This is a genomic window from Ectobacillus sp., from assembly GCF_056992975.1.
Window position 1 is genome coordinate 1 of sequence record NZ_JBXKMX010000120.1, and the last position, 14,702, is coordinate 14,702.

The 14,702-nt window shown below is 39.0% G+C and carries 12 protein-coding genes; all 12 read right to left on the reverse strand.

Annotation, left to right across the window (positions count from 1 at the left end):
- The coding region (locus AC11ZT_RS06095) for a PolC-type DNA polymerase III (RefSeq protein WP_484058747.1) at positions 1–3,461 on the reverse strand (3,461 nt) is incomplete at its 3' end.
- 183 nt (positions 3,462–3,644) lie between these two features.
- Positions 3,645–5,342 (reverse strand): proline--tRNA ligase, encoded by a 1,698-nt coding sequence (locus AC11ZT_RS06100; protein ID WP_484058748.1) that lies wholly within the window; start codon positions 5,340–5,342, stop codon positions 3,645–3,647.
- Between the two features lie 56 nt (positions 5,343–5,398).
- Positions 5,399–6,655: an RIP metalloprotease RseP gene (gene rseP / locus AC11ZT_RS06105; protein ID WP_484058749.1), complete on the reverse strand. Its 1,257-nt coding sequence runs from the start codon at positions 6,653–6,655 to the stop codon at positions 5,399–5,401.
- A gap of 17 nt (positions 6,656–6,672) precedes the next feature.
- A complete protein-coding gene (locus tag AC11ZT_RS06110) occupies positions 6,673–7,815 on the reverse strand; it encodes a 1-deoxy-D-xylulose-5-phosphate reductoisomerase (RefSeq protein WP_484058750.1) in 1,143 nt (380 codons plus the stop codon).
- A gap of 14 nt (positions 7,816–7,829) precedes the next feature.
- Positions 7,830–8,618, reverse strand: coding sequence for a phosphatidate cytidylyltransferase (locus tag AC11ZT_RS06115; protein ID WP_484058751.1), 789 nt, complete (start codon positions 8,616–8,618; stop codon positions 7,830–7,832).
- A 17-nt stretch (positions 8,619–8,635) separates the two neighbouring features.
- Positions 8,636–9,406, reverse strand: coding sequence for an isoprenyl transferase (locus AC11ZT_RS06120; protein WP_484058752.1), 771 nt, complete (start codon positions 9,404–9,406; stop codon positions 8,636–8,638).
- 81 nt (positions 9,407–9,487) lie between these two features.
- On the reverse strand, positions 9,488–10,045 hold the full coding sequence (frr, locus tag AC11ZT_RS06125; protein WP_484058753.1) for a ribosome recycling factor: 558 nt from the start codon (positions 10,043–10,045) through the stop codon (positions 9,488–9,490).
- Positions 10,046–10,047: 2 nt separating this feature from the next.
- Positions 10,048–10,770, reverse strand: a complete 723-nt coding sequence (pyrH, locus tag AC11ZT_RS06130) for a UMP kinase (RefSeq protein WP_484058754.1) — start codon at positions 10,768–10,770, stop codon at positions 10,048–10,050.
- Between the two features lie 110 nt (positions 10,771–10,880).
- On the reverse strand, positions 10,881–11,768 hold the full coding sequence (tsf, locus tag AC11ZT_RS06135; protein ID WP_484058755.1) for a translation elongation factor Ts: 888 nt from the start codon (positions 11,766–11,768) through the stop codon (positions 10,881–10,883).
- Between the two features lie 226 nt (positions 11,769–11,994).
- Complete coding sequence (gene rpsB / locus AC11ZT_RS06140; RefSeq protein WP_379967278.1) at positions 11,995–12,696, reverse strand: 30S ribosomal protein S2; 702 nt, start codon at positions 12,694–12,696, stop codon at positions 11,995–11,997.
- Positions 12,697–13,144: 448 nt separating this feature from the next.
- Complete coding sequence (gene codY, locus AC11ZT_RS06145; protein ID WP_484058756.1) at positions 13,145–13,924, reverse strand: GTP-sensing pleiotropic transcriptional regulator CodY; 780 nt, start codon at positions 13,922–13,924, stop codon at positions 13,145–13,147.
- 71 nt (positions 13,925–13,995) lie between these two features.
- A partial coding sequence (gene hslU, locus AC11ZT_RS06150) for an HslU--HslV peptidase ATPase subunit (RefSeq protein WP_484058757.1) occupies positions 13,996–14,702 on the reverse strand: 707 nt, incomplete at its 5' end.

A 14,702-nucleotide genomic window follows, 5' to 3' on the forward strand; every position in this document is an offset into this window, starting at 1 on the left:
ACAAACTTTGTACCAAACTCAGGAATGCCAAGTGTGCCCGTTTTACAATTAATTTGCTCTGGTGTAACTCCAATTGACTCGGTTGTAGAAAAAATTTTCATGACTTCTGGATCATCCGTAGGAATGGTTTTCGGATCGATACCACTTAAGTCTTGTAGCATCCGAATCACAGTCGGATCATCATGCCCAAGTATATCTAGTTTTAGGACATTATCATGAATTGAATGGAAATCGAAATGAGTAGTTCTCCATTCTGCATCGACATCATCAGCTGGAAATTGGATTGGTGTAAAGTCAAAAATGTCCATATAGTCCGGAACAACAATAATACCGCCTGGATGCTGACCTGTCGTTCTTTTCACACCGGTACACCCCATTGCAAGCCGTTCAACCTCAGCGGTTCGCATCTGTATATTATTATCGGCAGCGTAACCTTTTACATACCCAAATGCCGTCTTATCTGCAACTGTGCCAATCGTTCCTGCTCTGTATACATAATCTTCTCCGAATAATACCTTCGTATAGTTATGGGCGCGGGGCTGATATTCCCCGGAAAAATTTAAATCAATATCTGGAACTTTATCGCCTTTAAATCCTAAGAATGTTTCAAATGGAATATCATGACCATCTTTTTTATACGTAGTTCCACACTTCGGGCAATCCTTATCCGGTAAATCAAATCCTGAACCAACAGATCCATCATGGAAAAATTCGGAATTTTTACAATTTGGACATACATAGTGAGGTGGCAGTGCGTTTACTTCTGTAATTTCCATCATAGTAGCAACGAGAGAAGATCCTACCGATCCCCGTGAACCTACTAAATATCCATCATCAAGCGATTTCTTAACAAGTTTATGCGCAATGAGATAAATAACAGCAAATCCATGTCCAATAATACTTTTTAATTCCTTCTCAAGGCGTGCTTCCACAATCTCTGGAAGCTCTTCACCATAAATACTTCGCGCACGTTCATAGCTCATTTGTCGCGTTTCTTCTTCGGCCCCTTCGATACGCGGAGTATAAAGTTCGTCCTTAACTGGCTTCACTTCACCTATCATGTCAGCAACCGTATGTGTATTTGTTACTACAACTTCTTTGGCAAGATCTTCACCTAAAAATGAAAATTCATCTAGCATTTCATTTGTTGAGCGAAAATGAACAGCAGGTAACTTATGACGGTTAAGCGGATTTGCACCGCCCTGAGAATTCACTAAAATTTTCCGATAAATAGCATCCTCTGGATTCAAGTAATGAACATTTCCTGTAGCAACCACTGGTTTATTTAATTTTTTCCCAAGGGTAACCAAATTTGATAGTATAGTCTGCAATTGTCCAGTATTTTGCACGAGCTCCATCTCAATTAAATGCTTCAATACGGACGGAGGCATCACTTCTATATAATCGTAAAACCCTGCAAGTTCTTCTACTTCTTCTGGTGCCTTCTGCATCATAGCTTCAAATACTTCCCCTTTATCACATGCAGTTCCAACTAAAATACCTTCTCGATACTTTTTAAGTACAGAACGCGGGATACGAGGAACACGATAGTAATATTTTAGGTGGGATAAAGAAACAAGTTTATATAAATTTTTTAATCCATCCTGTGTGGTTGCAAGTAGTGTAACGTGATTAGGTCGACCCCGCTTGTAAGAATCTCCTTGTCCCATGCCATCATTCAATTGGTCATGGTACAAAATATCCTTGGCAAGGACTTCCTTAAGCATTTTCGCTAGCATATAACCGGTAGCCTCAGCATCATAAATTGCTCGGTGATGTTGAAGAAGTTCAACGTCTAGTTTTTTACACAACGTATTCAATCGATGATTTTTCATTTCAGGATATAAAAATCTTCCTAGTTCTAACGTATCAATTACGGGATTCATCGGTTTTTCTAAACCATAGCGTTTAGATCCAACTTGCAAAAACCCCATATCAAATCGTGCATTATGAGCAACTAACGTGTGATCACCGCGCCACTTCTCAAAATCACGTAAAACCGCATCAACATCTGGTGCATCTTTTACCATATCATCTGTAATGCCTGTTAAATCAATCGTTGTTGCCGATAAAGGATGATGTGGATTCGCAAATCGCTCAAATCGATCAATGACTTCTCCTTGGTAAACCTTTACAGCGGCAAGTTCAATAATTGTGTCATATACAGCGGAAAGCCCTGTTGTTTCTAAGTCAAATACAACATACGTTTCGCCCTCAAGCGTGCGATGCACTTCATTATACGCAATAGGTACACCATCATTCACAAGGTTGGCTTCAACCCCGTATATAACCTTTACGCCCGCCTTTTTCCCTGCCGAATAGGCTTCTGGAAACGATTGAGCTACAGCATGGTCTGTTACGGCAATAGCTGGATGTCCCCATTTACCCGCTTGGCTAACAAGTGCAGAAACTGGAGTAACCGCGTCCATTTGACTCATTGGCGTATGAAGGTGAAGCTCAATCCGTTTTTCTCCCTCTGGCGCCGTGTCCATTCGCACTGGAGCCTTTAATTCATTTACATCATGAGCCATCATGACAAGATCACGAAGGAATGTATCATTTTGAAATGAACCACGAGCTCTTACCCACATTCCTTTTTTCATACGTTGAAATGCTGGAATATCTTCTTTATCACGTGAGAACATTTTCACTATGATTGAATCGGTATAATCCGTTATTTTAAATGTGAGCAAGGTGCGTCCGCTACGAAGCTCCTTTGTTTCAACATCAAATACATAACCTTGAACTGTTTTTCGTTTTTCTTCTTCTTGAATCTCGTGAAGAGGTGTAATCTCTTCCTCACGTTTTATAACAAGTCCAATGACAAGCGGCTGATTGTCATTAGTTTCATCACTTAATCCTTTTTTCGTAACCTCATCCATCGCTTCAATTGCTTCCTTTACAATTTTACGATCTTCTTGTTCCTTTTCTTCTTGAAACTTTTGAAATTCTTCTATATTTTCCTCTACTTCTGCTTCCAACTGAAAGCGGGGAAAACCGAAGCTTTCATATTGATCACAAATTGGCTTCGTTAAATTTTTTTTAATTGTCATTGATTCTAATTCATTTTTTACCGTTAAAACTAACTTCACTCCGTGCATCGCCGGTGTTTGATTGCGCAAGTATGCAAACATGGGAGAGATAGAAATTTTATTTGTGCAGACAGGCCAATATGCCTGAATATCTTGCTCTGTGTATTGTGAATCATTTGTTTCAATTTGAAATGAAACATCCGCGATGTGAGAAAAAGAAGTAATCAGCTGTCTTTCTAGTAACTCATAAACATTTGCTGGAATAATCCTTGGCAAGGAAAAGTAAAAGCACCAACTTTTCTGCTTCTTATCAACACTAAGTTTTTGCAGACTACCATCTTGTAAATAATTTGTAATTAACGTTTCAGGAAGCGCAAGCTGCTCAAGTAAAATATGAAAACGTTCCTGCTGTTCCTTTGCTATAGTCAAGACGTATCCTCCCTTCAAACACAGCGACTACCTGTGTTTTGTATCTCCTATCTCTAGTACACGATAAAAGAAGAAGGTGACTGAAAAAGGGGGAAAATCATTCCCTTTTGCGTCACCTCATAAAATTGACCATAGTGCATATGAATAAATCTTCAATGTGCATTTCATATGGTCAGTCTAACCTTATTTTAATATAGATGCAATGTAAGTGGGAAGTTCTTCAAGAGATATTTCATTTAACTCATTTGTTTGACGAGACTTTACCTCTACGATTCCTTCACCAATTTTTTTACCGACGGTTACACGGACTGGTATACCAAACAAGTCAGCATCAGCAAACTTTACACCAGCGCGTTCTTTACGATCATCTAGCAATACTTCATAGCCAAGCTTTCGTAAAGAATCATATAATTCTTCCGCTTTTTCACGTTGTTCATCGACTTTTACATTAGCCGGAATAATATGAACCGTAAACGGAGCTACAGCAACGGGCCATTTTAGACCATGCTCATCATTAAACTGCTCTGCTATGGCAGCAACAGTACGAGAAACCCCAATTCCATAGCATCCCATAATAATCGGCTGCTCTCTTCCAGTTTCATCCAAGTAGGTTGCGCTCATCGCCTCACTGTATCGTGTTCCGAGCTTAAACACATGTCCAACCTCTATTCCTTTAGCAAAGACAATCGTTCCTTTGCCGTCAGGAGATGGATCTCCTTCTTGTATAAAACGAATATCAGCGAATTGTGTTACAGAAAAATCCCGTTCTGGATTAACGTTAATATAGTGAACCCCTTCTTCATTTGCCCCACAGCATCCATTTACAAGAGCTTCAATGGCGAAGTCAGCAACGACATCAACATCTTCCGGTACACCAATTGGTCCAAGTGATCCAACTGAACAATTCATTAGGTTTCTTACCTCTTGTTCATCTGCTAGTTCCACAACGGAAGCTCCGTATAAATTCTTCAATTTCACGTCGTTTACTTCATGATCCCCTCGAACAAGAACAAGCACCAACTTATCATCCACTTTAAATACAAGCGTCTTAAAGCAATGTTTGTCATCAATGTTTAGAAATTCAGATACCTGCGCGATTGTTTTTTGATTTGGAGTTTCAACTTTTTCAAGTGGCAGTTGCCCTTCCGTACGTTCATACGTTACAACAACGGGAGCCATCTCGATGTTTGCTGCATAATCTGATTCATTTGAATAAGCAATTGTATCCTCGCCCACTTCTGAAAGCACCATGAATTCATGTGTATCCTTGCCTCCCATTGCACCAGAGTCTGCAATAACGGCACGGAAATTTAAGCCGCAGCGTCGAAAAATATTACTGTACGCTGTAAAAATACGTGCATAGACTTCATCCAAACTTTCTTTAGAAGCATGAAAAGAATATGCATCTTTCATTAAAAACTCTCTTCCACGTAACAAACCGAAACGCGGACGCTTTTCATCACGGAATTTCGTTTGAATTTGATACAAGGTAAGTGGAAGTTTCTTATAAGATTTCACTTCATCCCGTAGAAGAGCTGTAATAGTTTCCTCATGAGTTGCTCCTAGAGCAAATTCACGATCATTACGGTCCCTAAGGCGCATTAATTCAGGTCCATAAGAATACCATCGACCTGATTCTTGCCAAAGTTCGGCTGCTTGTAATGCTGGCATAAGAAGCTCAAGAGCTCCTGCTTGCTCCATTTCTTCACGAATAATCTGTTCTACTTTATGTAACACTTTCAATCCCAATGGTAAAAAACTATACACACCAGAGGCATTTTGACGAACAAAACCTGCGCGCAGTAGTAGCTGATGGCTTTTTACATCAGCATCTGCTGGTACTTCACGTAATGTAGGGCTAAACATTAAACTCTGTTTCATTTGGTACCACCTCGTTATTAGTAAGCCGTGCAAACAAATACATGGCCCTTAATTCATTACAGAAAAAACTTTTTAATATCGTTCCAAGTAACGACAAGCATCAATAGCATTAAAAGTGCAAATCCAATAAAAGTAACCAAGCCTTCCTTTTGTCGATCAACTGGTTTACCACGTAGTGCTTCTACTACGAAAAACATAAGGCGCCCACCATCCAACGCAGGAATTGGCAACAAATTAAAGAGCCCCAAATTAATACTTAAAGCTGCCGTTAAACCAAGTAAGTTAATAAAACCAGATTCAGCAACCTTACCTGTTAAATTATAAATACCAACAGGACCTGATAAGGCGTTGATGGAAAACTGTCCAGTTACAAGCTGTACGAGTGATAAGAAGATGAGTTTTGTCCACTTGTATGTTTGTTCAAAACCAAGCTGTATACTCCCAAGGAATGACTTTTCAACTGGTGGATATACCCCTAATCTGCCAATTTCTTGGTTTCCTTCCTTCTCAGCAGTCGGCGTTACCTTAATGGTAACAGGTTGTTGATTTCGTTGTAGCTTCATAGTCAACTCAGTGGCCGGATTTTTACGAATGATCGTTGTAACATCGGCCCAAGTCGTCATCTGTGTTCCATTAATTGAAGAAATAACATCACCTTGCTGCAAACCAGCTCTAAGACCCGCACCATCTGGTACAAGTTGACCAATAATTGGCTTATCTACTGGAATACCTTGAACAAGCCCGATGATAACAAATAAAAAAAATGCTAATACAAAGTTCATGGCAGGACCTGCAAAAATTGTTAGTGCACGTTGTCCTAACGTTTTAGAAGTGAACTGACGATTGAACGGTGCAATTTGAAGCTCTTCTCCCGCTGAAACATAGTAAGCTTTCTCATGAACAGAGAATGTTTGCAGTTCTGATTCATATTCTTCATACCCAGATATCGTAAGAGCATGCTCTAAATCAGCTTGCTCCACTTCGATCACTCTAGCATTTGGATACTTTTCGTAGTTGTCCATAACGATTTTTGTAACTTGTTCCTTTTCGTTCATTACGAGCGCAACTTTAGTACCTGGCTTCAAATCCATTGTTTCTTGATCTTCACCAGCCATGCGAACGTAGCCTCCCAGAGGAAGCAAACGAATCGTATACTTCGTTTCGTTTTTCGTAAAGGAAAACAGCTTCGGCCCAAATCCAATTGCAAATTCACGGCACAAAATACCAGATCGCTTCGCAACATATAAATGACCAAGTTCATGGAAAAAGACGAGTGCACCAAAAACTAAAATAAAGGCAATCGCTGTGTTCAATTCCATAACCACCTTTTTTAAATTTGTTCCATCACAAACGATCTTGTAGCCTGATCAATTCCCCTAATTTCTTCGAGGGTTGGATGCTTAACTACTGTGTGACGAAGCATCGCTTTCTCAACTAAATCTTCAATAGCTAAAAAGCTAATACGTTTTTGCAGAAAAGCAGCAACAGCAATTTCATTGGCTGCATTCATAACAGTTGGTAAACTACCACCTGTTTTTCCTGCTTCAAACGCAAATCCTAAGCTCCTAAATCGTTGTAAATCCATTTTACTAAAATGAAGTTCCCCAATTTCCCAAAGATGTAGCTGCTTTGTTGCCGGCAGAGCGAGACGATCTGGATGGGTGAGTGCATATTGAATTGGGACTCTCATATCCGGTGAACCAAGTTGTGCCATTACACTTCGATCTGTAAATTCTACCATAGAATGAATGATACTTTCTTTATGTAGAACAACATCAATTTGTTCATAAGGGATTTGAAATAGCCAATACGCTTCTATCACTTCTAAGCCTTTGTTCATCATTGTAGCAGAATCTATTGTTACTTTCGAACCCATCGACCAATTAGGATGTCTCAAAGCATCTTCTACTGTAACGTGAGCAAGGTCATCGCGTGTCTTATCCCGAAAGCTTCCTCCAGAAGCAGTCAAAATTAATCTCGAAATCCTCTCCGGATTTTCCCCTTTCAAGCATTGAAAAATTGCCGAATGTTCACTATCTACTGGAAGTAGTGACACTCCATTCTTTCTTGCAGCTTCTGTCACAATATGTCCAGCTGTCACGAGCGTCTCTTTATTTGCAATGGCAATTGTTTTCTTTGCTTCAATAGCTCGAAGTGTTGGAAGAAGTCCAACGCTCCCAACTACAGCAGTTAGCACAACATCTGCTTCCTTATCAAGAGCAACTTCCAAAAGCCCTTCTGCCCCATATACAATTTTTGTGTTTTTAGCAGACAATTTCAAACGTTGTGCGTCTTCTTTACGCCCAACTGAAACAATATTCGGAGAAAATTCTGCAATCATTTTTGCTGCAAATTCAATATTTTGACCAACCGAAAAGGCAACAAGCTTGAATTGATCAGGATGCGTTCGAATAACATCAATTGTTTGTGTTCCTATCGAACCACTTGCTCCTAAAAGACTTATTTTTTTCATAGGTTGCGCTCTCCTTAAACAAAGTGCAGAAAATGTAAAAGTGGCAAAACGAATAATAGACTATCTAAGCGATCTAAAATCCCCCCATGACCGGGTAATATATATCCAGAATCCTTTACACCATAATGACGTTTAAACGCAGATTCCACTAGATCGCCAATTTGTCCAAAAATCGATACCAATACAGTGACAGCTATTAAATAGATAATATGATCATTTACCTGTTGAAACCCATTATATACGAGTCCTACAATAACAGCACAAAAAATGCCTCCAATTGCACCTTCAACTGTTTTATTTGGACTTATATCAGGCCAGAGTTTTCGCTTACCAAATGCTCGTCCGATAAAATATGCACCTGAATCCGTAGCCCAAATAACAAACAATGTGTAAAACAAATAGCGTAGTCCATCAATTCTTGTTTCGTGTAAATAATAAAAACCCATACCAATATAAAGTGTTGCAAAAAGTAGAAAGGCTGCATCATCAAACGTAAACGTATTCTTTGATAGCACAGTATATGTTAAAAGGAGCATTACAATGACAAACGTCATTTCTACTTTGGATAGTCCCATTGTATCAAACAAAAAAGCCGAACTACTTGGAACGAGAATGAAGCTTAGCAATGCTACTGTTAGTATAGTTGGAATAAAAAAGATTGGAAGCTTCTTCATATGTATAAGTTCATAAAGCCCAACATAGGCGAGAAAATATACTAAAACGGTGAAAGAAATTCCACCGTAGAAGACAATCGGAATAAATAATGCAGCAGCAATGACCGCTGTAATTACGCGCTGTTTCACCAGCAACACCTCACTTTTTATACGCCACCAAATCTTCTTCCTCTCCTCTGGAAGTCCAAAATAGCTTCTAGCAAGTGTTCTTCTGTAAAATCCGGCCAAAAAACATTGGAAAACCATAACTCTGTATAAGCGATTTGCCATAGCATAAAATTACTAATACGCACTTCACCGCTTGTACGAATTAACAAATCTGGATCTGGTAGACTTTTCGTCATCAAATACTCAGAAAATAATTCTTCTGTAATATCATCGATATTGACTTTTCCCTCAATACTATCTCTAACCAATTCTTGCATACCGTAAACCATTTCATCGCGGCTTCCATAGTTCAAAGCAAAGTTTAATATTAAACCCGTATTCTGTTTCGTTGCTTCTATGGCATTTTCAACTGCTTTACGTGTATGTTCAGGTAGTCTATCACGTTTACCCATAACACGAACTTGAACATTTTCTTCTACAAGTTCAGGCAAAAATGCACCTAAAAATTCTTGCGGAAGCTTCATAATAAATTCAACTTCCTGCTTTGGTCTCTTCCAGTTTTCCGTTGAAAATGCATACAACGTTAACACGTTTACACCGATTCCACTCGCAAATTTTGTAATTTTGCGAACAACTTTCATTCCCTCATGATGTCCAGCTACACGAGGCAAGGCTCGTTGTTTAGCCCACCGGCCATTTCCATCCATTATGATCGCAATATGTTTGGGAATATAGCCATTTTTAGCCTCTTGCACAAGCCGGTCAAACGATGCAGACTTTTGTTTTCGAAAGAATAGCTTCTTCAACATGTTTGAAACCCTCCACGAGCACAGGTATTCCTTAAAAGTGTAAAAAGGCCCCCTTACACAGAGGGCCCTGCGTTTATCGCATTAAACTTCAAGGATTTCTTTTTCTTTGTTCTTTGAGATCTCATCGATTTTTGCAATATGCTTATCCGTTTCTTTTTGGATCGTATCTGTATGACCTCTTAATTCATCTTCGGTTATTTCACCATTTTTTTCAAGTTTTTTCATATCATCGTTTGCATCTCTGCGCAAATTACGGACAGCCACTTTTGCTTCTTCAGCATATTTTTTTACAACTTTTACAAGTTCACGACGACGTTCTTCCGTTAAAGCAGGAAACGCAATGCGAATAATGGTGCCATCATTTGAAGGATTTAATCCTAAATCAGACTTTAAGATTGCCTTTTCAATATCGCCCATTATAGACTTATCGTAAGGCTGAATAACCAGTAACCGCGCTTCAGGTACTGTAATATTTGCTAGTTGAATAATCGGTGTTGGTGCACCATAGTAGTCAACTGTTACGTTTTCTAACAACGAGCTACTCGCACGACCAGCACGAACAGTGCCTAATTCACGTGAATAAGAAGAAATCGCTTTGTTCATCTTTTCTTTTGCAGCGTTAATGATTTGTTGAGCCATCATTATTTCCCCCTAACAATTGTTCCAATATTTTCACCAAGAACAGTACGCTTAATATTTCCTTCTTCCATAACCGAGAACACGATTAAAGGAATATCGTTATCCATGCACAAAGAGGATGCAGTAGAATCCATTACAGCAAGCCCTTCTTTTAAAACATCTAAATACGTTAACGTATCGTATTTCGTTGCAGTTGCATCAATTGTTGGGTCTGCGCTATATACTCCGTCTACATTGTTTTTTGCCATTAAAATAACGTCGGCTTCAATTTCTGCTGCACGTAGCGCAGCAGTCGTATCTGTGGAGAAATAAGGATTCCCAGTACCTGCAGCAAAAATCACTACTCGCTTCTTTTCTAAATGACGAATAGCCTTTCTTCTAATGTACGGTTCAGCCACTTGACGCATTTCAATAGACGTTTGTACGCGTGTTTGAATGCCTAAACTTTCAAGGCTATCTTGAAGAGCAAGGGAATTCATAACTGTCGCAAGCATGCCCATGTAATCAGCACTTGCTCGGTCCATACCCATTTCACTTCCTATTTTACCTCTCCAAATGTTTCCGCCGCCGACTACTACAGCCACTTCCACATCAAGCTCGACAATTTCCTTCACTTGTTTCGCAATCGACATAATAACGGACGGATTTATTCCAAAACCGCGCTCCCCAGCTAAAGCTTCTCCACTAAGCTTTAACACAACACGTTTGTATTTTGCTTGACTCATAACGAACCTCCATTTGCTTGAATAATGCCATCTATAACAGCGTCTTTTCTTCTGTTCAGTGCTCTATTCGAAAAAAGGGAACACGAAGTGTCCCCTTCTGCCATTCAAAATTAGTTATTGCCTTTTACTTGGCTCATTACTTCTTCAGCAAAGTTATCTTGACGTTTTTCAATGCCTTCACCAACACTGTAACGTACGAAAGTTTTTACCGTCGCACCTTTAGCTTGAACAAATTTTCCAACTTTAACATCTGGATCTTTAATGAAAGCCTGATCAACTAAGCAAATTTCTTCGAAGAACTTGCTAAGACGACCTTCAACCATTTTCACTACGATTTTTTCTGGCTTACCTTCGTTTAAAGCTTGTTGTGTTAATACTTCACGTTCATGTGCAATTTCTTCTTCTGTAACTGCACTACGATCGATATATTTTGGATTTACAGCTGCAACATGCATAGAAACATCTTTTGCAACTGTTTCATCAGTAGTTCCAGCAAGAACTGTCAATACGCCAATACGGCCGCCCATGTGAAGATATGCACCAAATGCATCTCCATCTTCTTTTGTAAGAACCTCAAAACGACGAAGTGTTAACTTTTCACCAATTTTCGCGATTGCTGCATTGATATATTCTTCAACTGTTGTACCGCCAGCCATTGTTTGAGCTAACGCTTCTTCTACTGTAGTTGGTTTTGCTGCTAAAATATGTGCAGCTAATTCTTTTGTTAACGTTTGAAATCCTTCATTTTTTGCAACGAAGTCAGTTTCAGAGTTTACTTCCAAAATAACAGCGCTGTTGCCTTCCACTGCAATATTTGTTAACCCTTCAGCTGCAATACGGTCAGCTTTTTTTGCAGCCTTTGCAATACCTTTTTCACGAAGAAAATCAATTGCTTTTTCCATATCACCATCTGTTTCAGTAAGCGCCTTTTTACAATCCATCATACCAGCGCCAGTCGTTTCACGAAGTTGTTTTACCATTTGTGCTGTAACTGCCATTATCATCATCCTCCTAATTATATGTATAACCGAAAAGCGAAATCAGCTTGCGCACTCCACGAGAGCAAGGATTTCTTTCACAAAAAGGCGTAATTTTCTTTTCGAAAAGGGTCCCCACTGATATCGCTCTAATTAGTAAAGCTAGTTTTTCACCTCAAAAGGTGTAGTTTGTATCTTTAAAAAAAAGGTGATAAAAGGCATAACCCCTTATCACCTTTTTAAAATCTTACGCAGTAACAGTTTCTTCCCCTTGTTTTGCTTCAAGGATTGCATCTGCCATTTTACCAGTAAGAAGTTTGACTGCGCGAATTGCGTCGTCATTAGCAGGGATTACGTGGTCGATTTCATCTGGATCACAGTTTGTATCAACGATTCCAATTAAAGGAATGTTCAATTTACGAGCTTCTGCAACAGCAATACGTTCTTTACGAGGGTCAACTATGAAAATTGCATCTGGAAGACCTTTCATATCCTTAATGCCGCCTAAGAATTTTTCAAGACGTTCTAATTCCTTTTTCAATTGAACGACTTCTTTTTTAGGAAGAACATCAAATGTGCCGTCTTCTTGCATTCTTTCGATGTCTTTTAAACGTTTAATACGTTTTTGGATAGTTTGGAAATTTGTTAATGTTCCACCCAACCAACGTTGGTTCACGAAATACATTCCAGCGCGAAGTGCTTCTTCTTTAATAGCATCTTGTGCTTGTTTTTTCGTACCAACAAAAAGTACAGTACCACCGTTTGATGCAATTTCTCTCATTGTGTTGTATGCTTCCTCAACCTTTTTAACTGTTTTTTGAAGGTCGATGATGTAGATACCATTACGTTCTGTGAAAATATAACGTTTCATTTTTGGGTTCCAACGGCGAGTTTGGTGACCGAAGTGAACACCTGCTTCAAGCAATTGTTTCATTGAAATTACTGACATGTAAAGTTCCTCCTGAATGGTTTTTTTCTCCTCCGTCCACTTCAACTTTACACATAACTGCATAAGCAGCACCAACATGTAAATCAGTGAACGTGTGTTGTTATTCACACCATTGACTACTATACCATAACAAGAAATCACAATCAAGACATAGTAACAAAGAAAAGCAAAATCGACTGGTTCAGCCACGTAGGGCAGAAGTTCTCCGCACAAAAAGGCGCTTTTTGCCTTTATGGGCGGAGGTTTTCTGACCGGAGGGGCTAGTCGGTTTTGCTGGACAACCCCAGAAAAGCAAAATCGACTGGTTCAGCCACGCAGGACAGAAGTTTTCCGCACAAAAAGGCGCTTTTTGCCTTTATGGGCGGAAGAGATCTCAATCATTAGATTTCATCTATGTACTAAAAAACCCTCTCTGTCTATGCCAGAGAGGGAGCTTGCAACCATTTAGTTAGTTTGATTTTAGCTTTTCTAATTCCAGCAAAAATTTATTATTTAATACTTTAATGTACGTTCCTTTCATACCAAGAGAACGAGATTCAATTACGCCCGCACTTTCAAGTTTACGAAGTGCATTCACGATAACAGACCGCGTAATACCTACACGGTCAGCAATTTTACTTGCTACTAAAAGTCCTTCTGTTCCGTTCAATTCATCAAAAATATGTTCAATTGCTTCTAATTCGCTATATGATAACGAACTAATTGCCATTTGTACAACGGCTTTACTCCGTGCTTCCTCTTCTATTTCTTCTGCTTTTTCACGAAGAATTTCCATCCCAACAACAGTAGCACCATATTCGCCAAGAATTAAATCATCATTTGAAAAAGACTCTGTTAAACGAGCCAACACTAATGTTCCCAACCGTTCTCCACCACCAACAATAGGAACAATAGTCGTTAATCCCATTTGAAATAAATCTTTATTCTCAATAGGAAAAGCCGTATAAGGACTATTAATATCTATATTTGAAGAGGTTTCTGTTATATTAAACAAACTTTGTGTATATTCTTCAGGAAATTGACGTTCCGCAAACATCTTTTTCATACGATCATTTTCAATTTGTTCGTGAACTTGGAAGCCTAATAACTTGCCACGACGGCTCACTATAAACACATTTGCTTCAATAACCTCGCATAATGTATCTGCCATTTCTCTAAAATTTACAGGTCTGCCCGCTGTTTGTTGCAGAAGTGCATTAATTTTTCTAGTTCTCTCTAATAGTGCCATTATTCTTCTTTCCTCCCAAAATTCAATTCGTTTCTATTACTTGGAAACCAGGACGAGACACCTGTTTATTTTTATAGTATAAACTGACTGACATCTTTGTTTTTCACAATAGATGCTAATTTTTCATCTACGTATTGAGGCGTAATTACTATTCTATTCATTGTAATCTCAGACGCTTCAAACGATAAATCTTCCAGAAGTTTTTCTAAAATGGTGTGTAATCTTCGAGCTCCGATATTATCAGTATCTTGGTTTACTTGATATGCAAGTTCTGCAATTTTACGAATAGCATTATCAGAAAATTCAATTTCTATACCTTCTGTAGCTAACAACGCAATATATTGCTTAAGAAGCGCATTATCCGGCTCGATTAAAATTCTTTCGAAATCTTCTACTGTTAGCTTTGACAATTCCACACGAATCGGAAATCTACCTTGCAACTCTGGTATTAGATCTGAAGGTTTAGACATATGAAATGCCCCAGCTGCAATAAACAAAACATGATCTGTTTTAACTGGGCCATATTTCGTTACAACGGTCGACCCTTCCACAATCGGAAGAATATCACGTTGCACTCCTTCTCGTGATACATCAACGCCCCCGGACTGTTTACCGGCAATCTTGTCAATTTCATCAATAAAAATAATGCCAAGCTGTTCTGTACGGTAAACAGCTTCTTGTGCAACTTCGTCCATATCAATTAAGCGCTGTGCCTCTTCATTTGTCAATACCTTTCTAGCTTCTTTCACAGAAAGTTTTCTTTTCTTCTTACGCTTTG